The following is a 20,354-nucleotide window of genomic DNA, read 5'->3' as shown; positions in this document are numbered from 1 at the left end:
TTACTCGCACCCGGCGTCGAACGCGTTCTGGAAGGCCAGGAAGTCGAAGATCGTCAACGAGCCATCGCGGTCGAAGTCGGCCGCCAGGTCGCCGTCCTGGAAGAGGTTCTGGAACGTAAGGAAGTCGAAGATGGTGAGCGAGCCGTCGCCGTCGATGTCCGGGGCGCACGCGATCGGGATGAGCAGGAAGCCGTGGCCGAGCACGCCGTCGCGGACGCCGGTGCCGACGATCCAGCCGTTCTCGTTGATGTGGTCGGCCCGCTGGAGCTTCTCCCAGCCCAGCGCGGCCGCGTCGGGCACGAGGTCGAACAGCGGGTAGAACTCGCCGCCCACGCCATCGGGCAGGATGAACGCCTGGATGCCCACGAACGGCGGCGTCGCGAGGCCGGCCCACCAGCCGACGATCGTGCCGTCCTCGGTGATCGAACGCGCCACGCCCTGCGGCCGGACGAACAGGCCGTCGAGCACGTGGATCGGCTCGTAGCCCGAGCCCGTATCCTGCCAGAGCGTGGCGTACTCGGGCTGGCTGATGTCGAACTGCGCCTCGCCCACGATGAGACCGGCGCCGTTGGCATCAAACGCGCGGCTGGTCACGCCGGTGAGCGACGGATGGTCGTGCAGGTTCGTGAGCGTGCCGGCGTCCCAGGCGAAGGCCTTGTCCTGGCCCGTGCTGCGGTAGCCCACGACGAGGTCGTTGCTCGTGATCGCGAGCGGGCGGTCGAGCTCGCCAAGGTCGGTCAGCGCGCCGTCGCCGTCGAGCAGCCAGCCGCGGAAGTCCAGGCCGCCGGTGCCGCTGGGCTCGCGGCCCCAGCCGATGAGCGTGCCCGCGTCGTTCGAGCCGCGCACGCTCGCGAGCTGATACGGCGGCGGGGCGGCGAGCAGATCGGCGATCGCCTGCGGATCGCCGTCGTCGTTCCAGCGCACGGCGACGGGGTCCTGGATGATGCGGATCGGCCCGGGCCCGCCCTCGAAGACGATGCGGTCGGACGTTCCGAGCGGGCGGCCCTGCGCATCGATCGCCCACGCTTCGCTCGCATTGTCGTCGCCGCGCAAGAGCGGTAACACCTCGACGACCGAGCCTTCGTCCGTCCATTGCAGGGCCACCGGCTTCCCTTCAACGGGCTCGAAACCAATGCCGACGACGACGCCGTCTTCGCTCACGAAGGTCGCGTCGACGATCGTGAGCCCCAGCGGGTCGCGCGTGACGTCGGTGAGGTCGATGATGCGGTAGGTAGGCTGGGCACAGACCGTGCCTACGAGAGGAAGCAGGCAAGCGATGGCGGAGATACGAAGGGTCGTGGGCATGCTCGGGCTCCGTTGCTCGTGGTCACCATGAACGCTGGCAGAGGACGCACGGCCGAGGCGCCCTCCTGACCTCCCCTCAGGATACACGAAACTGGCCATCGCGTGCTACGAGAATCTGGCCCGACGGGGCCGCCGAGATCGTCGGCCCGGAGTCACGCGTTCACGACGCCGAGTTCGCCGTGCGGGGCGGTTGGTAAGCTGGCGATCGTTGTGGCGGATTGCACGCTTGCGGAATCAGGCCATGTCGTCGTACTCGCAAGGCTTCGGACCGAGTCGGCAATCGAAGCTGCGTCGTGTTCTAGGACGTCAGGCTGGCGCGGGCGGCATCGTGTTCGTCGGCTGTCTGGCGGACTAGTGCCCCGGCAGTGGGAACCCGCTGCACATCTGCCGCACCTCTTCTCGCACCGCCGATGCCTCGGCGTGAAGCTCGGCCTCGCCCTTCAGCCCGGCCGTCAGCACGCGGTCGATGAAGGCGGCGACCTGGCGCATCTCGGCCTCGCCGAAGCCGCGGGTCGTCACGGCGCACGCACCAAGGCGGATGCCGCTGGTGACCTTCGGCGGGCGTGGGTCCTGGGGCACGCCGTTCTTGTTGCAGATCAGGCCGCCCTGCTCGAGCCAGACCTCCGCGTCGGCACCGGTGAGTTCGGCATCCTTCGTGCGAAGGTCGACCAGCATGACGTGGTTGTCGGTGCCGCCGCTGGTGATGCGGTAGCCGTGCACGACGAGCGCGGCGGCGAGCGTGCGTGCATTGGCAACGACCTGCTGCACGTAGGCCTTGAACTCGGGCTTGAGCGCCTCGCCGAACGCCACGGCCTTGGCCGCGACGATGTGCATGAGCGGGCCGCCCTGCATGCCGGGGAATACGGCGCGGTTGAGCTTCTTGATCATGTCTTCGTCGTTGGTCAGGATGAGGCCGCCGCGAGGGCCACGCAGCGACTTGTGCGTCGTCGTCGTCACGAGGTGCGCGTGCGGGAAGGGCGACGGGTGGGCCCCGCCGGCGACCAGGCCGGCGATGTGGGCGATATCGGCGAAGAGAAGTGCGCCAACCTCGTCGGCGATCTCGCGGAAGCGCTTGAAGTCGATCACGCGCGGGTAGGCCGAGTAGCCGCACATGAGGATCTTGGGCTTGTGCTCGCGGCAGACCTCGGCGACCTTGTCATAGTCGATCTGCTCGAACTCGGGGTGGCTCTCGTCATAGTGCAGCGGGTAGTGCACCGGGTTGAACCACTTGCCGCTCATGTTGACCTTGAGGCCATGACTCAGATGCCCGCCGTCGGCCAGCACGAGCGAGGCGAACGTGTCTCCGGGCTTGAGCAGCGCGAGGAATGCCGCCGCATTCGCCTGCGCGCCCGAGTGTGGCTGTACGTTGGCGAAATTGCAGCCGAAGAGCTGCTTCGCACGATCGATGGCCAGTTGCTCGACGGCGTCGTGGTGCACGCAGCCGCCGTAGTAGCGGGCGCTCGGATAGCCCTCCGCGTACTTGTTGGTCATGCACGAGCCTGCCGCGGCCATGACCGCGGGCGAGGCGTGGTTCTCGCTGGCGATCAGCTCAATGGTCGTGGCCTGTCGCTCGGACTCGGCGTCAATGATGGCCGCGACGTCGGGGTCTTGGCCGCGGATGAGGTCGATGCCGGCGTCGTGCACGGAATGCTGGGCAGTCGTCATGCGTCCAGTATAGGTTCGGAGGCTCTACAGTGCCCCCATGGGCGAGCACGCCGGGACCATCCCTCAGCACCACCGAGAGACCCAGCACGAGGTCCGCAACTGGATCGGTAACGCGCCCGGCACGGCTTCAAAGACCATCGAGAACATTGATCCGGCGACCGGTCGGGCGATCGGCCATGTGCCCGATTCGTCGCCGGCCGACGTAGACGCCGCCGTGCACGCCGCGACCGGGGCGTTCGACAAGTGGGCCGGTCTCTCGGGCGAAGACCGCGGCGCCATGCTGCACGCGCTGGCCGACGCGATCGAGGCCGACCTCGACCGATTTGCCCACGCCGAGTGCGTCGATAGCGGCAAGCCGATCACCGTCGCGCGGTCGATCGACATCCCGCGATCGGTGCGAAATCTGCGGTTCTTCGCCGCCGCCGCGAGCCAGTACGCCAGCGAGAGCCACGACGTGCCCGGGCAGATGCTCGGCTACACGCTCCGCCGGCCCAAGGGCGTGGTGGGGGCCATCAGCCCCTGGAATCTGCCGCTGTACCTTCTCACGTGGAAGATCGCACCGGCGCTCGCGGCGGGGTGCACCGTCGTCGCCAAGCCGAGCGAGCTCACGCCGACCACCGCGAGCATGCTGGGCGAGAAGGCTGCAGCCGTCTTGCCCCCGGGCGTACTGAACATCGTGCACGGCCGCGGCGAGCCGGCGGGCGCCAGCATCGTGACGCACCCGGGCGTGGCGGCCGTGACGTTCACCGGTTCGACCAAGGTCGGCCGCTGGATCGGCGAGACCTGCGGGCGCGACCTGAAGCCGGCCTCGCTCGAACTCGGCGGCAAGAACCCGTTCGTGGTGTTCGACGATGCGAACATCGAGCAGGTGTCGCAGCACGTCGCTCGCGCTGCCTTCAGCAACCAGGGCCAGATCTGCCTGTGCGGCTCGCGCGTGCTGGTCCAGTCGGGCGTGTACGAAGCGGTCGTCGAGCGACTGGTTGCGGATGCGAAGGCCTTGGTGCCCGGTGATCCGCTCGATTCTGACACACGCTTCGGAGCGTTGGTAAGCCACGATCATCGAGACAAGGTCGCGGGCTACGTCGAGCGGGCCATTGCCGACGGCGCTCGCGTGCTCACCGGCGGTGGGGCGCCCGAGGCGCTCCCTGACCGTGTGCGAGACGGCGCGTTCTATCTTCCCACCGTCCTCGACGGCGTCCGCCAGGACTGTGCGATCATCCAGGAAGAGGTCTTTGGCCCAGTCTGCGCCGTGCAGCGGTTCGAGACCGAGGCCGAGGCGATCGAGTTGGCCAATGGCACGTCCTACGGCCTTGCGGCCAGCGTGTGGACGCAGGACCTGACGCGGGCCCATCGCGTGAGCGCGGCGCTCGAGAGCGGCATCGTGTGGGTGAACTGCTGGATGCTCCGTGACTTGCGCACGCCATTCGGCGGCGTGAAGCAAAGCGGCGTGGGTCGCGAGGGCGGGTGGGAGGCGATGCGCTTCTTCACCGAACCCAAGAGCGTGACGATCAACCTCGGGGAGTGATCTCCCATGGGAAACGACATGTCAGATCGAATCTCGACCGATGCCGCGCCCAAGCCCGTCGGCGCCTACCCGCACGCCCGGCGCGTCGGCGACCTGCTCTTCTGCTCGGGCGTCGGCCCGCGAAAGCCGGGTGAGAACACCGTGCCCGGCGTCTCGCTCGACGACGCAGGCAACCTCGTTGATTACGACTTCGAAGCCCAGTGCCGAGCGTGCTTCGAGAACGTGCGGACCGTGGTCGAGGCCGGCGGGGCCCGCTTCGAGGACGTCGTCGACGTGCAGGTCTACCTGACGGACATCCCGCGCGATTTCGCGGCCTTCAACGCGCTCTGGAAGGACTTCTTCGCCGGCGAGGGAAAACCCAATCCGTGCCGCACGACCATCGAGGTCAGCCGCCTGCCGCAGGGCGGAAACGCCCCGATCGCCGTGGAGTTGAAGGTCATCGCCCAGATTCGCGGCGGCTGACCGGTCGAGGGCCGAAAACCTGCGAACGGCGCGCAAGGGTTTGGTTGGAGGGCCGACCCAACGGCCAGACGCGTTACAATCGCCCAAGAGGAGACCCACCCATGCGCCGCACCCTGACCGCAGCTTGCCTGACCGCCTGCCTGGCCTCGACCGTCCACGCCCAGTCTCGCGCGACCTACCGCGTGACGTTCGATTCGACGTGGTCGGAGGCGACCCACCCGGTCGACTTCCCGCGCAACCCGCACTTCTCGCCGCTCGTGGGTGCGACGCACGCCGAGCCCGGCCTCATCTGGCAAGCTGGTGAGCTTGCCAGCCCTGGCATGGAGGTCATGGCCGAAACCGGCAGCACGTCGCTCCTGCTCTTCGAGATCTCGCAGATGGCCACCGACGGCATGATCGGGATCGACATCGTCGGTGGCCCCATCCGCCTCAGCCCCGGCAGCGTTTCTCTCACGTTCGAGACCTCGAGCGAGTTCCCGTTGCTTACGCTCGTGACCATGATCGCGCCGAGTCCCGACTGGTACGTCGGCACGCAGGGCCTGGACCTGCGCGACGACGGCGGCTGGCGCCAGAACATCGTGTTCGACCTGTGGCCCTACGACTCGGGCACGGACTCGGGCACGACCTACACCTCGCCCAACATGGACACGAACCCCGCCGAGCCGATCCGCCAGATCGCCGACGAGTTCCCCTTTACCGGCACGCCCGCCCTGGGCACGTACACGATCGAGCTCCTGAGCGTCGAGTGCGCCGCCGAGCTCGACGGCGACGGCGAACTCACGATCTTCGACTTCCTCGAATTCCAGAACCTGTTCGATGCCGGCGATCCGCGTGCCGACTTCGATGGTGATGGGTCGCTGACCATCTTCGACTTCCTGGCATACCAGAACGCCTTCGCCGACGGCTGCTGATCGCGTTCGGGCCGGGCCGGGGGCAGCGCGTCTACCCTCGGCCATGCCCGCCCCGACCTCAAGCTCGACAAGCCAGACCTCGCTCTCACTGGACACGGGCCGCTGCCTGAGCACGGCCGTGCACGATCATGGTCTCGACCCCGACGTGCTCGCGCCCGACGGGCCCGCAGCGCACGCAGCGACCGTGCTGACGCAACGGCTCGAAGCCTCTCGCGGGACCGGTTGGGAGCGGTGGCGGCTGCTGGCCGAGGGGGCGATGCGCGACGAGCACGTGCAGGCCGTCAAGGCCATCGCCAAGCAGTACGAGGGCCAGCTCGACAACGTCGTGGTGCTTGGCATCGGCGGCAGCGCACTGGGAAACATCGCACTACAGAGCGCGCTCAACCCGCTCATGCACAACCTGACGAGGGAACGGACGCACCCGCGGCTGTTCGTCCTCGACAACGCCGACCCCGTGCTGTTCCACCAGACTCTTTCGCTCATCACGAGCGAAGACCCGAAGTTCGACCGCACGCTGTTCGTGGTTATCAGCAAGAGCGGCGAGACGGCCGAGACGGCGGCGCAGTTCCTCATCGTGCGTGAGATGCTCCAGAAGGCGCGGGGCGATGGCCATGCCGATCGGCTCATCGCCGTCACCGACCCCGAGAAGGGCACGATGCGGCGCCTTTGCGACGCTGCGGGCTACGAGACGCTGCCGGTGCCCGAGGGCGTCGGGGGGCGTTTCAGTGCGCTCAGCCCGGTGGGGCTGATCTCGTGCGCCCTCTGCGGCATCGACGTCGACGGCCTGCTCGACGGCGCCGCCGCGATGGAGCACGCGTGCAGAAGCGAAGACCTGCATGCCAACCCCGCCGCCATGCTCGCGACCGTGCTCGTCGAGCTGGGCCAGCGGCAGGGCAAGACCGTACACGTCATGATGCCCTACGCCAATCAGCTCTACCTGATGGCCGACTGGTGGCGTCAGCTCTGGGCCGAGAGCCTGGGCAAGATCGTCAAGGGCGTGCAGGGCATCACGTACGCCGGCTTCACGCCCGTGAAGGCCCTGGGCGCGACCGACCAGCACAGCCAGGTGCAGCTCTATCGCGAGGGGCCCAACGACAAGGTCGCGATCTTCCTCGAGGTCGAGAAGTTCGCGCACGAGGCGCCCATCCCCGCAGGCCTGGGTGAAGAGGCGCTGGCATACCTCGAGGGCTCGAGCCTCGCGAATCTCCTTGTCGCTGAGAAGAAGGCAACCGAGTATGCCCTCACCGAGAGCCGCCGGCCGAACCTGACGATCCGCTTGCCCGGGGTCACGCCGCACGCCGTGGGCGAGTTCATGATGCTCTGGCAGGTGGCGACCGCGTACGCCGGCCTCATGCTGGGCGTCGACGCCTACAACCAGCCGGCCGTGGAGCTCGGCAAGAAGGCGACGTTTGCGTTGATGGGCAAGCCCGGGTTCGAAGATCTGCGGTCCAAGCTCACCGCGGACTGACCCTACGGGCACCCCGCCGAGAACTGGGCGTTGAAGCACGTGATGTCGAGCACGGTGAGCACGCCGTCGCAGTCGCAGTCCGCACGCATCGAGCCAGCCATGAATGCGGTGTTGAACGCGGTGGCGTCGGCCGGCGTCAGCATGCCGTCCCCGTTGAAGTCAGCCCAGCAGCGCGCGATCTGGCTCGTCCAGACCTGTCGAACGCCGAGCGGATCGAGACCGCTGCCTCCGACGAACCCGGTGTCACTCATGCCATCGGCGACGTCGAGCAGCCATCCGGCCGCGTTTGCTTGCCCGTAGACCGTGATGATCTCGGTTTGCAAGTCGCGCATCTGCCCGCACCGGCTTGTCCAGATCCATGCCCGCGCGACGCCGGTGGCATCGTCGCCCACGCCAACGATGATCGAGCCGTCGGCGTTCGTTGCCGTGGCGAGCGAGATGAATCCTCCGGGAAGCGTCCCGAGCGACACGATGCCGGTGGCCGCCGTCCAGCGGAAGGCGATCGGCACCCCGGCCGCGTTGAGACTGAATCCGACGACGACGTTGCCGTCCGAACTGATATCGCGTGCCTCGGAGAGGAACGTCGGACCGGCCGAAAGTGCGCCGACGGGCGTCCGCACGCCGGTGGTCGCATCGTGCACGAACGCTTCGGCGCCGAGCAAGGAATTTCCGTTGCACGCGGCGAATCGGCCCGATGCGTCGACCGCAATCGCCGTCGAACTGTCCAGCCCGCCCGGCAGGTCGCCGATAGGCACCGGGAGTCCGCCGAGCGGCAGGGTGAAGGCTTGCCGCTGGAGGCCCGTCGTCGTCGGTGCGATCAAGTCTCCGATGACCGTCCCGGCGCCGACCGCTGGTGCGGACACGTCGGTAAGCCGCAGCTGGGCCGAGGCCGGCGCAAGGAATCCGGTAAGGTCGATGGTGCCGCCGAGCGGCGTCCAGAAGAACGGCGCGGTGGCGCCGCCCGTCGTGTTCATGAGACCGATGAGCGACGCACCGTCGGCGGCGAGCGCCTCGGGCATGGCGGACGCGAAGCCGCTGGTCGGCGCGGCGACGAGCACGACGCCGCCCGCCGGATCCCAGACCGCGACGACGGGTCCTACCGAACTCGCGACGATCGGCGCCTGGCGCGCGACCTTCACGGCCGAAGGAAAGGTAGTGCCGGGCGGCGCGGTCGTTCCGGTGAATTGTCCCAGCGCGGCGTGGCATGACGCGAGCGAGATCGTGGCGATCGTCAGTGACCTGAGGCTTGGCATGTCGTGCTCCTCGTGCAGGCCGGCGCCGCGGCCTGCTCCGAGCAGCATACCACGAATCCGCGTCGATTCGTCACGAATCTGCGGTCGATGCCAGGCGTAGCCTGCCACATGCCCGACCACGTCCTCCACACCCTCGCCGACCTGCCCACCGACTCGCCCATGCCCCTGATCGACCGCCGCCGCATCCTGGGCGAGCGGATGATGATCAGCGAGGTCGTCCTCCACCCGGGCTTCGAGGTCGCCAGCCACAGCCACGAGAACGAGCAGATGGTGGTGATGCTCGAGGGCAGTGCGGAATTCACGATCGGGGAAGGCCAGAAGGTTACGGTTTCCGCCGGACAGGTGCTGGTGCTGCCGCCCAACCTCCCGCACGCCTGCAAAGCCCTGGAGCGATGCCGCATCCTCGACCTCTTCAGCCCCGTGAGCGAGAAGACGGGCGTGGACGCCCACGGCTGAGCGGCCCCGACGGCTCCCTGCGGCCGACTGCGGCCCCTGCGGCCCCCTTTCAACATGGGTGGGGGTGCTCGCGCATCCCTATCCTGCACCATGACCACGCTCGCCCATCGCCTCGCCCGCCCGTGCGCCGTCGTGCTCTCGCTCGCCGCGGCCGCCTCCGCCTCGGCCCAGCAGGTCGAACGCGACCGGCCGCTGCCCGAAGACCCGCGCCTCGTCCGCGGCACGCTGGACAACGGCCTGGAGTACGTCATCGTGCCCAACGCCGAGCCGCCCGAGCGGGTCGAACTCTGGCTGCACGTGCACTCGGGCTCGCTCAACGAAGAAGAGGACCAGCGCGGCCTGGCCCACTTCCTCGAGCACCTGGCCTTCGCCGGCAGCACCAACTATCCGCCCGGCACCGTGCGCCCGTTCTTCGAGAACCTGGGCCTCTCCTTCGGCCGCCACCAGAACGCCGTCACGGGCTTCGACCGCACGGGCTACACGATCAGCCTGCCGAGCTCCGAGCCGGAGATGGTGGACCCGGCGCTGTTGTTCCTGAGCGACGTGGCGAACAACCTGCTGCTGCCCGAGAGCGGCATCGAGCAGGAGCGCAAGATCATCCTGGAGGAACGCCGCGCGAGCCTCTCGCCCCAGCAGCGGGTGCTCTACGACCTCATCGAGCGGATCGCGCCCGAGAGCGAGTTCGGCCAGCGCATCCCCATCGGCACCGAAGAGGTGCTGACGACCGCGGGGCTCGAGCCCATCAAGCGCTACTACGACACTTGGTACGTGCCCAGCAACATGACGCTGCTCGTCGTCGGCGACGTCACGCCCGATGATGTCACCGGCACCATCAAGGAGCTCTTCGGCCAAGGCGAGTTCGTCCCGCGTCCCGAGCCGCGCGACGCGGGCGTCGTGCCAACGCAGGGCCGCAGCGCCATCGTCGCCAGCGATCCCGAGGAAACCCGCGAAGAGGTCGCCATCAACTTCATCGACGTGCCCGGCGGGCCGACGACCACCGTCGGCCAGTACCGCGACGACCTGGTCCGGTCGCTGGCCACCGCCATGATGAACGACCGGCTGGGCGAGGGCGTGCAGGACGGCGAGCTCAGCATGCTCGGCGGCAGCGTGAGTACGGGCGACTTCGCCGGGGCCATCCAGTGGACGCAGGCGACCGGCCGCAGCGAGAACGGCCGCTGGAAGGACGTGCTCAAGGAAATCGGCCGCGAGGTGCGCCGCGCGACGATCCATGGCTTCACCGAGCCCGAGCTTGAGGACGCCAAGCGCCGGCTGCTCTCGAGCGCCGAGCGCGCCGTCGAGGGCGAGGCGACGCGGCCGAGCCGGCTGCTGCGCGGCGCGGTCGTCGATTCGATCGCCAGCGGCGAGCCGTTCATGAGCGTCGCGCAACAACTGGAATTGCTCCGCGAGCTGCTCCCCGGCGTCACGCTGGAAGAGACGAACGAAGACTTCCGCGACGTGTTCGCCTTCGAGGACGCCGTCTTCACGCTGCAGACGCGCGAGGACGAGAACACGCCCACCGAGTCGGAGCTACTGGCCGCCGGCGAGGCCGCGCTGCGCGCCGAGCCCGAGCCGTACGAAACCCAGGCCCGCGCCGAGCGCCTGCTCGACGAGACGCCCACCCCCGGCGGCATCGCCGAGACGACCACCCACGAGGACACCGGCGTCACCAGCCTCTGGCTCGACAACGGCGTCCGCGTGCACGTCAAGCGCATGACGGAACGCCAGGGCGAGGTCCTCGGCTCCATCCACGTCTTCGGCGGGCTGGTCCACGAGGGCGAGGACACCCGCGGCCTGACCGACGCGGCGACGACGGCGCTCGCGCGTCCCGCCGCGGGCGGGCTCAGCTCGACCCAGATCGACGACCTGACGACGGGCTGGAAGGCCCGCGTCCGCGGCGGCTCCAACGCCGACGGCCTGACCATCGGCTTCAGCACGACGCCCGACGAGCTCGAGAACGCCTTCACGCTCAGCCACCTGCTGCTGACCGACCCGATGGTCGAGGACGCTGCAACAGAGCAGTGGCGCCGCGGCCAGCTCCGCACGCTCGAGATGCTCGACACCATGCCCCAGGGCGCGGCGCTCAAGGCCGTCATCGAGGCGATGTATCCGGCCGACGACTCGCGGCCCGGCCTGACGCCCAAGCACCGCATCGAGGCGATCGACACCGCAGCCGCGCAGGCCTGGCTCGACGAGCAGCTCAGTGGCCCGATGGAGGTCGCCATCGTCGGCGACCTGGACGTCGAGGCGACCATCGAGCTCGTGCGCACCTACCTCGGCTCGCTCGAGTCGCGGCCGCGCGTGTCGGACCGGACCAACTGGGACGCGCGGCAGATGGAACGGCCGGAAGGCCCCATCGAGCTCTTGAAGCAGCCCGACGTCTCGACGCCGCAGGCCTACGTCGTCGCCGGCTACTACGGGGCGAACGCGTGGGACACGCGCGACGTGCGGGCCCTGCGGCTGGCGGCGCGCGTGCTCAACAGCCGCATGATTGATCGCATCCGCGAAGAGCTCGGCTACGCCTACAGCCCCAGCGTCTCGCACCGGACGGCCCGCACGTGGCCCGGCTTCGGCCTGCTCAGCGTCCAGACGACGACCGACCCCGCGACGGCCGACCTGCTGGCCGACGAGGTCCGCTCGATGTTCGAGGCGTTCGCCGCCGACGGCCCGACCGACGAGGAGCTGGCGATCGCCGTCGAGCAGCTGCGCAATGTGCACGACGAGACGGTCCGCAACCCCGCCGCCTGGCTGCGCGAGCTGCAGACGCTCGACTACCTCGGCGGCTCGCTCGACGAGATGGCGATGGAGCGCGAGGCCCTGGGCTCGTTCACCCCCGCCGAGCTACGCGACGTGTTCGCGAAGTACGCGGTGGAGGACGGGCGGATGAAGATCATCGTGCGGCCGGCCTCGCCGGGCGGCGACGGCGACGGCTGAGTCGCCGGCCTTCACGAGCCCCTCGCGCGAGCGAGGGGACGGACGAGCGAAGAGGATCGAACGCGAAGGTCGCGAAGGCCCCGAAGCGGCCGCGGTCCGCCTCCCTCTCCCCGTCTTCGGGGAGAGGGCCGGGGTGAGGGGTCTTCCATCCGAGCCGCGTGCGTCGGCACGCGTGCCTCACCGTGGGAAGAGGGAGTTCACCACAGAGGCACGGAGGCGCAGAGAAGACGGGGATGGGGTGAGGAAGACGACGAAGAACGAGTTGCCCTGGCCTTCGTCCGAGCCGCATGCGTGAGCACGCGGACCAATGTTCTTAAAACAGCCGCCGTTGCCCTCCCTCGTCGGTGGCGCTGGCCTTGCCCCAGAAATCGAGCCCGCGCTTGTTCGACGAGGCGAAGAGCAGCGTGTAGATATCTCGATTCCGATCGTTGACGACGCGCTCCCACCCAAAGAACTGAAAGCCCTGCGATCGCAGGCGGTCGCAGTATCGGTCGCGCAGGTTCTGGGCGAGCCGTTCCGATGGCGACTCCTTTAGGACGTCGCGCCATCCGGGCTCACCCATGAAGCGATCAAGATTCGAGTTGGGGTCATGCTGGTAGTACGCGGACCAGTTGCGCAACGCGTCCATATTGTCCGCGAGCAGCACAATTAGGTCGCATTTGCGATCGGCAAGCTTGCGAACGGTATCGAAGTCGAAGTGCAAGCCGTACGGATCCGCAAAGACCAGTGTTAGCGCACCCGCTGGCGGAATGTCTGCGACGATCTCATCGATGCATCGATTCGCGTCCCCATGCACGAGTTGCGGTGGAGTGGCGAGTGGTTCACGAGAAATCCGCTGCTTGAGTGCTTCGAACTTCTTGGGATCGGCCTCGCACAAGTGCAGCTTCGTAAACGGGTCACGTACCCTGGCGGCGATGAGCGGGCTTCCGACGACGATCTCGCCTTGATCACGGAGGCGGGCCAGTCCCGCCCCGGAAAACAGGTCGACATAGTGTCGCTGCGGCCATTTGTTCTTCATGCCCGTCGAGAACATGTTCAGGTAGTTGCTCAAAAAGTGGTACTTGCGTTTTGACCACCGGCCGACCTCCGACATGTACAAGCCGTCATTTGATACTTCCATTCACCGTCCCCCACGCGATCGTCGCATTATGCTTCGGGCATCTCATCCCACGTCCGCCCCTCCAGCTCCCTGCCCGTCTCCTTCTTCCGCACGCCACCCCATTGCTTGAAGAAGAACGGCACGCCCTTGGCCTCGCACTGGTTCTTGATCTGCAGGGCCCACGAACCCTGCATCGGCCGCGCCCCCGGCCCGCTCTCGCCGCCGACGATGACCCAGTGAATGTTCTTCAGCGGCATGCGGGCCAGCGGGCCCAGCAGTGGTTCGCACGAGAGGAAGCGCACGCGGGCGGGGATCTTCTGGAGCAGGCGGATGCGCTCGTAGTACCTGGCCGTCTCGACGCTCGTGCCGAGCCACACGTTGTCTGGCCACGGCAGCCGGCCGGCCAGTTCGAGGGCGCGGTGGGGGCGCTTGGTGAGCACCTGGAAGCTGTGCTGGGGGCATCGCTCCATCACGTCGAAGACGCGTCGCACGAATACCGCGGGCACGGCGTCGTGGAACAGGTCGCTCATGGAATTGACGAAGATCGTGCGGCCGAGCTTCCACGAGCGTGGCAGGTCGAGGGCGTCCTCGTCCAGGTTCACCCGGCCAGTGAACACGGGCCGTCCGTCCCTGGCCTTGCCGGCGGTGCCGACGTACTTGCCGGTCCCCTTCTGCATCTTTTCGAGCCTGAGGGCCATGCGGGCGGCGTAGCAGTTCAGGCACCCGGGGCTGACCGGCGTGCAGCCCGCGATGGGGTTCCACGTCGCGCTGGTCCATTCGATGGTCGATCCCTGTGCCACGGCCGCCCTCCCTCTTCCCCGACGAGGTGTCCAACGGCGAGCGCATCCGGTCGCTCTGCCAAACATACGCCTATCGACTATGTGGTGTTTCCCGCTTGACGGGACGCGCGGAGGCCATCAGACAGCAGGCGGTACCCTCATAGGACGCTCCCACATCTTCATGGAAAGCGCATCCCGCTCCATGGCGCGGCCGAACTTTTCCATGAAGAACCCGCGCCGCTCCATGAAAAAGTCGCGTCGCTTCATGGCGTGGCCGGAGTCTTCCATGGAAAAGTCGCGCGGCTTCATGGTGGGGCCGGAGTTTTTCATGGGAAGGATGGGCTCCACCATGAAAAACTCGCGCCGTTTTTGCGCTTCGTCGGACCACGAACCGCCCTGGCGCTGCCGTGAGAGCGGTTTTCCTAGATGGATGGCGAACGGCTACGCGGGCCCGGCTATTGGCCCGGGGCATACGGGAAAATACTGGCTCGGAACTCCTTGGGCTCGGGTCAAGTCGCGTCCCAGAACGCTCGATGACGTTCTCGGTCCCGCCGTCGTGGTGGGGCGAGTCTCGGAGTCCTGCGGTCGCCTGCTCGTGATGGGGGTCGCCGCGTGGAGCGATTCTGATGAAGAACGCGATCGCACAGCCGTCGGCGGCCCGGCTCGTTTCGGTCGCCAACCTCGCACCACACATGACGATCGGAGCCTGACCATGAGCACCATCCCAAGCAGACCGGAAGAAGCCATCAACTGGGTCCAGGCCCACATCACGCCCTGGACCGACAACGCCGTGCTCCTGAACCTCGACCCGGCGACCATCGGCGAGCTGAGCGCGCTCGCCAGCGCGGCCGCGAACGCCCGCACCGCCAAGATCAACGCCAAGACGGCCTATCGCAACGCCGTGGCGACCTTCGACGACGCCGTCGCCTCGATGCGCAGCCTGGCAAGCGGCCAGGTCAGCATCATCCGCTCGACGGCCAAGAACGCCGAGGACCCCGAGGCCATCTACACGGCCGCGGTCGTCCCCCCGCCGGCCGATCGCACCGCGACGCCCGCGCCCGGCACGCCGACGATGTTCAAGCACAGCCTGTCCATCGGCGGCGACCTGACCGTGCGCTTCGCGTGCCCCAACCCGGCGCGCGTCGGCGCGGTGACCTACCGCGTGGACCGGCGCGTCGGTGGCACGGGCCAGCCGTTTGTGCCGTTCGTCACCCTCAAGGACCGCGTGCTGGTCGACTCGGGCATCCCGCTTGGGACCACCGAGGTGGCCTACCGCATCACGCCGCAGACGTCCACCAAGGACGGCGGCCTGGCGCAGTTCGCCATCCAGTTCGGGGCCGGCAACCAGTCGACGCTGGTCGAGCAGGCGCCCAGTGGCGTCGAGGCGAAGAAGGCGTCGTAGGACGCGTGTGATCCAGAAAGTTGCGTCCCATGTGAGGGGAGCGCTCGGTGCGCTCCCCTTTGCTATCTGGGGAGCGCCGACTTCCGCCGCCCCGGCGGAGCGCCCCTGAAGACAGGGTCGCTGCGCCGGGGCTCTCGCAATGAGGGTGTTCTTGAGGCGCTCGCGGACTCGCTTGGCGGGCTTGCGCCCGGGCGGCCGGGGGCCGCCGCGCCTCCGCATGCGCTCTTCGCTCGAGGACTCGCTCGGCGGATGCTGCGGCGCTGGATGCGGCGCGTGTCGCTAGACGACCACCGGTTCGGCCGCGCGGTCGAACAGGCCGTGTCGTGCGCCCTCCTCGTAGAGCCTCGCGAGCGCCGCGCGGCCGGTCGATCCCATGCTCGCCGTCAGCTCGCTGACGTACATCGAGAGGTAGCGATCGAGGAGTTCGTCGTCGTGCCACTCGGGGCGGGTCGCGGCGTGGAGCTTGAGGTAGGCCCGGGTGTCCTCGGGGTTCGCGCGGGCGTGGGCGACGCTCTCGCTCAAGAGCCGGCTAACTTCGGCGACGGTGCCCGCGCCGTGCTCGGCGTCGAGCGCGGTGCGGACGACGTTGAGGCCCAGCGGCAGGGGGTGGTTGGTTCTCTCCGTCCACCACGCGCCCAGGTCGAGCAGCTTCTTGAGGCCCATGCTCTCGTAGGTCAGCTGGGCCTCGTGGATGAGCACGCCCGCGCCGACGCGGCCGTAGAGCACGGCCGGGGCGATCTGCTGGAAGGGCATCTCGACGAGGGTGGTCTCCTCGCGGGCATCGCCAAGGACCATTCTGAGCACGAGCGCCGCGGTCGTGCGGGCGCCGGGGATGGCGATGGTTGGCTTCTGGGCCCGGACGCAGCCGTCGCAGTGCAGCGGCGAGTCCTCGCGGGCCACGAGCTTGGGCCCGTAGCCCTCGCCGAAGCTCGCGCCGCAGTCGGTGATGACGTAGAGGTCGGACAGCGCCGGCCACGCCGCGGCGCTGATGGCGGTGATGTCCAGGGGCTCGCTCCGCGCCGTCGCGTTGAGGCGCTCGACGTCCTCGGGCCTGGGGGTAAACGTGAAGCGGCCGGCGTCGATGGCGGGGGGGCGGAGCAGCTTGTTCGACCCGCTCTCTGGAGAGATGAACCCGGTCAGCGGCCACCACATCGCCATGTCGTCGGCATCGGGCGAGTGGGCGAGCGTGAGGGAAACCTGCTGGGTTCCGGTGGGCGGCTGGGTCATGGTGCAGGATAGTGCACCGGGAGCGCACGAAGACCGTACGATGGGGCATGCGGCACTGGTACGGGCCCGGACCACGGAAGGGGCGGGAAGAGGCGCGCGGGGACCGACCGTCGTCGCGCGGTACCGCACCTGAATGGTTGCGCCGCGTCGCGACGCTCGGCCGGCTCGCGAACGCGGCCGGGGCCACGCTGGTCACGCGGCTGCCGGCCATCGAGTCTCGCCCGGCCCGCTCGGCGATCTCCGTTCTGGTCTCCATCGGCGTGCACGCGGCGGTGCTCGGGCTGCTGGCCCTGGCGCTCCGCGGCGTCGCCCAGCACGGCGGGGGCTCGGTCATCAGCCTCGACCTGGGCGTCGACGTCGGCGAGAACGAGCAATTCGCGCTCGCGCCGGCCACCGACCCGGCCGGGCCCGAGCAACCAGACCAGCCCGATCGGACGGAAACCAGCGAGGCCGAGCGCAGCGCCGCCGTCTCGAGCCGGCTGGGCGGCGCCCTGGAGCGCATCGCGGCGGCCCCGGTCCCGCAGGCCGAGGCCACGCCGCTCGATCGTGGTACGACGCCGGGCACGGCCGCGCCGCTGCTCGATCGGGGCACGAGCGATGCGTCGCCGCTCGACGCGCTCCGCGAGAGCGCGCAGGCCCCGGCGCTCGACGGCGCCAGCTTCGCCGGCGTCTCGGCGAGCCGCGCGTCGAGCGTGGTGTACGCCGTCGACGGAAGCGGGGCGATGATCACCAGCTTGCCCTTCGTGCTCGAGGAGGTGCGACGCTCGGTCTCGGCCCTCGCCGACGACCAGCGGTTCGCGGTGGTGCTCTTCGGGCGCCGGGCCGGCGACGAGGGCGGCGGCGTCCGCGCGTTCCCGCCCGAGGGCCTCCGCCGCGCGACGGCCGGCAGCAAGGCCGAGCTGTTCGGTTGGCTCGACAGCGTGCGGGCACGGGGCGCGAGCAACCCGCTCGACGGCCTGCTCGCCGCGATCGATCGCGAGCCCGACGTGGTGTTCCTGCTCTCGCGGAGCATCCGCCGGACCGACGGCAGCGGCGCTCGGACGCGCGGCGGCGACTGGGGCCCGGGCCGCGAGGCGATCCTCGCCGAGCTCGACCGCGCCAATCCGGTGCGCAAGAGCATCTTCGGCCCGCCCGCGCGGCCCGTGCAGGTCAAGTGCGTGCAGTTCCTCGAAGAAGACCCGACCGGCGTAATGCGCGCCATCGCCCGCGAGCACGGCGGCGGGCCGGGCTCGTACCGACTCTTGCCAGAATCGGAGCTCCGCCGGCGATGATGCGTGCGAGCCTTGCAGCGATCGTCTTCCTCGCGTCGAGCGCCGTAGCGCAGGACGCCGACTCGCCACGGGCGGCCATGGTCGCGCGGGTCGAGGCCGCCATCGCCGACGCAAACCGCGACGGCGCTGCCGCCAGCGAACGCAAGGCGGCGCTCGACCGGGCGATCCGCGAACGCTGGGCCCTGATGACGGCCCTGCCGTCGGATTCGTACGCGGCGATCTGGATGCTCGACCAGGCCGCCGACGAGCTCGCCCGCCTGACGCTCGCGCTCGACGATGCCCGGCTGGTCGTCGGCATGCAAGGCAAACGCGAGCGGGCCGAGGCGGTCCGCGCCGCCGAGACGGCCTACGAGCTGGCACGCCGCGCAGGCGAGCAGATCGAGGCCCGCTTCGAGCGACAGCGCAGCATCATCGAGGACGGTGGGGAGCTCGCACCGGGCGATCGCACGCTCAACCGCCGGCTGGCCGAGATCGAGCTGGCCGTGCGCCGCCCCCTGCTCATGGGTCGGGCCGCGGCACTCCGCATCGCCGGCGGCGCCGAGGGGGCCACGCCCCAGGACGCCATCAGCCAGCTGCAGGGCCTGCGTGTGGAATCGAGCCAGGCCGAGGCCATCCGCGACACGGCGTTGGCGATCGCCCTCATCCACCAGCCCGGCGGCAAGCAGCCGGCGATCGACGCTCTCGGGCGTGTGCTGTCTGCGGGGCCGATCCCCTCCGGCTCGCGAACGCACGCCGAGGCGGCCCTGCTGCGGGCTCGGCTCGAGCGAGGCGTCGACGCTCAGGTGCGCGCCATCGCCGAGGCCGCGAGCAGGTCGCCGTTCGTCGATCGGACCGGTGGCATCGATGCGGCCCTGCACGTGCTCGCGGTCGAAGCGCAGGCTCGCGTCCTCGCGGAGGCGGGCGAACTGGAGCGGGCCGGCCGGGCATTGATCGAACTCGAAGAACGATCCGAATTCGGCGGTTCGAGAGCGCAGCGGGCATCGCTTGCCAACGGACGGCTGTCGGCGCTCGCCCAGGGCGGGCACCAGTGGCGGGGCGTGGCCGCCGACGTCACGCTGCGCGCGGCCCGGGCGCTCATTGCGGAGAACGAGCCGGGCCTCGACGAGCAAGCCATGGAGCTCCTGTCCCACGTGGTCGATCACGCCGCGGAGCAAGACCCGGAGCCCGCCGAACTGACCCCGGCCCGAGAGTTGCTCGCCAGACTCCTGCTCGCGACCGCGGAACGCACCGAGGACACCAGCGAGTCGGAATCGCGTCGTGCCCGGGCCCTGTCGCTGGTCGTGGCGTTGCTCGGGGAGCAGGACGCGAACCTGGAGGGGCTGCTGTCCGCGAGCGCCACGCGCGCGTTGGGTCCCTCGGGTCACGTGTTGGATCCGGCGCAGACTCGCGCCCTCCTGGCCGCCGCAATCGAACGCGCTCCGGGACACGCATCGGCCCATCCATGGCGGCTGGGTCTGGCCGCAAGCCTGATGTCGGCGGGCGAGGGTTGGCAACGCGCGCTCGAACTCGCCGAGGCCGCTATGACGAGCGACGACCCGGCCGTACGCGAGAACGCCATTGCGCTCGCCGGCGCTGCCCACACGTTGTTGGTGCAACGGGCGACGGACGATGCGCCGTCGCTCCAAACGCTCGAGGCCGCGCTCTCGTTTGCCAAGGCCCACCCCGACGCGACCGACATTGATCAGGAAGCCCTGGCGATGCGCGTCGCCCAGGCCCTGCTTGATCGCGGCGGACGAGAAGATGCCGTGGGCGTCCTCGACGCCGTCCGCGACGTGCAGGGCATCGACGCGATCATCCTTCGGGCACGGGCCCACGACGTGCTGGGCTCGAGAGAACGGGCCTTTGCCACGTATCTCGAAGCTTCGTCGAGGCTACGGCCGGACGCCAGGGACGAGTACTGGTTCGTGTGGACTCGGCTGCTTGAACTGCTCGCCGATGAACGAAGAACGCGCTCCGATCGCGGTCAGGCCATCGGCGAGATGGAAGCCCGGATCCGCGGCTACCTGCTCAAGCTCCGAGGCGTGGATTCCCAGTTGGGTGGCTCGCCGTGGGCCGGACGGCTGGGCGCCGTTGAGCGAAGCCTCGAGCGCTGAAGGTCGTTCCTCACGCTAGAGCTGCTGCTCGAGCCATGCCAGGTACTTGTCCGCGCTGGCGTAGCCCTCGAGCATCGCGACCGGCTTGCCATCTTCGAGCACGACCGTGCTCGGGAAGGCCCGGACGCCGAGCTGCTCGAGGGTGGGCATCGCGATCTTCGTGTCGGTGCCGTCGATAATCACCGGCTGGGAGCGGTTGGCAAGCAGCGACCGCACGCGTTCGTCGCTGAGCGTCGTGCGCTTGAGTTCCTGGCAAGGCCCGCACCAATCGGCGGTCACCACCGCGACGACGGGCTGGTCTCCGCTGAGCACGACCGAGGACAGGTCGGTCGTCACCGGCATGAATTCGGGCGCTGCTTCCGCCTGGCCGCCACCCATGCCCATGCGTGCCAGCAGCAGGCCCGCGGCGATGAGGATGGCGACCGTGAAGATGATGCTCCCGATCGCACGACCCGGCCGGGTCGAGATCATGGTGGCGGGCGTGTTGGCGGTGTGCATGGCGGGTCC

Annotated in this window: 17 protein-coding genes; 9 read left to right on the top strand and 8 right to left on the bottom strand. The window is 69.1% G+C overall.

Annotated features, from left to right (window positions below; genetic code table 11):
- Together RIA68_04555 and glyA are read right to left on the bottom strand one after the other, a co-directional pair.
- Positions 1-1,305 (bottom strand): GC-type dockerin domain-anchored protein, encoded by a 1,305-nt coding sequence (locus RIA68_04555; protein ID MEQ8316705.1) that lies wholly within the window; start codon positions 1,303-1,305, stop codon positions 1-3.
- A 351-nt stretch (positions 1,306-1,656) separates the two neighbouring features.
- Positions 1,657-2,970 (bottom strand): serine hydroxymethyltransferase, encoded by a 1,314-nt coding sequence (glyA, locus tag RIA68_04550; GenBank protein MEQ8316704.1) that lies wholly within the window; start codon positions 2,968-2,970, stop codon positions 1,657-1,659.
- Positions 2,971-3,007: 37 nt separating this feature from the next.
- Here glyA and RIA68_04545 point away from each other — a divergent pair, with 37 nt between their 5' ends.
- From RIA68_04545 to RIA68_04530, 4 genes are all read left to right on the top strand, one after another.
- Positions 3,008-4,495, top strand: a complete 1,488-nt coding sequence (locus tag RIA68_04545) for an aldehyde dehydrogenase (protein ID MEQ8316703.1) — start codon at positions 3,008-3,010, stop codon at positions 4,493-4,495.
- An 18-nt stretch (positions 4,496-4,513) separates the two neighbouring features.
- Positions 4,514-4,957, top strand: a complete 444-nt coding sequence (locus RIA68_04540; protein MEQ8316702.1) for a RidA family protein — start codon at positions 4,514-4,516, stop codon at positions 4,955-4,957.
- A gap of 101 nt (positions 4,958-5,058) precedes the next feature.
- On the top strand, positions 5,059-5,868 hold the full coding sequence (locus RIA68_04535; protein ID MEQ8316701.1) for a spondin domain-containing protein: 810 nt from the start codon (positions 5,059-5,061) through the stop codon (positions 5,866-5,868).
- 43 nt (positions 5,869-5,911) lie between these two features.
- The gene (locus RIA68_04530) at positions 5,912-7,336 is read left to right on the top strand and encodes a hypothetical protein (GenBank protein ID MEQ8316700.1); all 1,425 of its coding nucleotides are present in this window, start codon (positions 5,912-5,914) and stop codon (positions 7,334-7,336) included.
- Between the two features lie 2 nt (positions 7,337-7,338).
- On the opposite strand, the gene RIA68_04525 is transcribed toward RIA68_04530, so the two are convergent.
- Entirely contained in the window at positions 7,339-8,637 is a 1,299-nt protein-coding gene (locus RIA68_04525; GenBank protein ID MEQ8316699.1) for a hypothetical protein, read from the bottom strand.
- A gap of 60 nt (positions 8,638-8,697) precedes the next feature.
- Between RIA68_04525 and RIA68_04520 the strand changes: the two genes are divergently transcribed.
- Both RIA68_04520 and RIA68_04515 read left to right on the top strand, forming a co-directional pair.
- Entirely contained in the window at positions 8,698-9,045 is a 348-nt protein-coding gene (locus tag RIA68_04520; protein MEQ8316698.1) for a cupin domain-containing protein, read from the top strand.
- A gap of 90 nt (positions 9,046-9,135) precedes the next feature.
- Complete coding sequence (locus RIA68_04515; protein MEQ8316697.1) at positions 9,136-11,976, top strand: insulinase family protein; 2,841 nt, start codon at positions 9,136-9,138, stop codon at positions 11,974-11,976.
- A 313-nt stretch (positions 11,977-12,289) separates the two neighbouring features.
- Here the strand turns inward: RIA68_04515 and tcmP are convergent, their stop codons facing one another.
- From tcmP to RIA68_04500, 3 genes are all read right to left on the bottom strand, one after another.
- Positions 12,290-13,069, bottom strand: a complete 780-nt coding sequence (gene tcmP, locus RIA68_04510; protein MEQ8316696.1) for a three-Cys-motif partner protein TcmP — start codon at positions 13,067-13,069, stop codon at positions 12,290-12,292.
- Between the two features lie 53 nt (positions 13,070-13,122).
- Positions 13,123-13,875 (bottom strand): phage Gp37/Gp68 family protein, encoded by a 753-nt coding sequence (locus RIA68_04505; GenBank protein MEQ8316695.1) that lies wholly within the window; start codon positions 13,873-13,875, stop codon positions 13,123-13,125.
- Positions 13,876-13,992: 117 nt separating this feature from the next.
- A complete protein-coding gene (locus RIA68_04500) occupies positions 13,993-14,205 on the bottom strand; it encodes a hypothetical protein (GenBank protein MEQ8316694.1) in 213 nt (70 codons plus the stop codon).
- Positions 14,206-14,566: 361 nt separating this feature from the next.
- Here RIA68_04500 and RIA68_04495 point away from each other — a divergent pair, with 361 nt between their 5' ends.
- A complete protein-coding gene (locus RIA68_04495; protein ID MEQ8316693.1) occupies positions 14,567-15,256 on the top strand; it encodes a hypothetical protein in 690 nt (229 codons plus the stop codon).
- Between the two features lie 279 nt (positions 15,257-15,535).
- Here RIA68_04495 and RIA68_04490 read toward each other — a convergent pair whose 3' ends face one another.
- Positions 15,536-16,483, bottom strand: a complete 948-nt coding sequence (locus RIA68_04490; protein ID MEQ8316692.1) for an MqnA/MqnD/SBP family protein — start codon at positions 16,481-16,483, stop codon at positions 15,536-15,538.
- A gap of 137 nt (positions 16,484-16,620) precedes the next feature.
- On the opposite strand from RIA68_04490, the gene RIA68_04485 reads away from it, so the two are divergent.
- Both RIA68_04485 and RIA68_04480 read left to right on the top strand, forming a co-directional pair.
- Positions 16,621-17,754, top strand: coding sequence for a hypothetical protein (locus RIA68_04485; GenBank protein MEQ8316691.1), 1,134 nt, complete (start codon positions 16,621-16,623; stop codon positions 17,752-17,754).
- The gene (locus RIA68_04480) at positions 17,751-19,847 is read left to right on the top strand and encodes a hypothetical protein (protein MEQ8316690.1); all 2,097 of its coding nucleotides are present in this window, start codon (positions 17,751-17,753) and stop codon (positions 19,845-19,847) included. Before RIA68_04485 ends, RIA68_04480 begins: the two co-directional genes overlap by 4 nt.
- 15 nt (positions 19,848-19,862) lie before the next feature.
- On the opposite strand, the gene RIA68_04475 is transcribed toward RIA68_04480, so the two are convergent.
- A complete protein-coding gene (locus tag RIA68_04475; GenBank protein MEQ8316689.1) occupies positions 19,863-20,345 on the bottom strand; it encodes a thioredoxin family protein in 483 nt (160 codons plus the stop codon).
- Between the last annotated feature and the right edge of the window lie 9 nt (positions 20,346-20,354).

It is taken from the genome of Phycisphaerales bacterium (assembly GCA_040217175.1).
In the GTDB taxonomy this organism is placed as follows: domain Bacteria; phylum Planctomycetota; class Phycisphaerae; order Phycisphaerales; family UBA1924; genus JAHCJI01.
The sequence above is the reverse complement of the archived record's forward strand: the minus strand, read 5'-3'. Positions and strand labels throughout refer to the sequence as shown.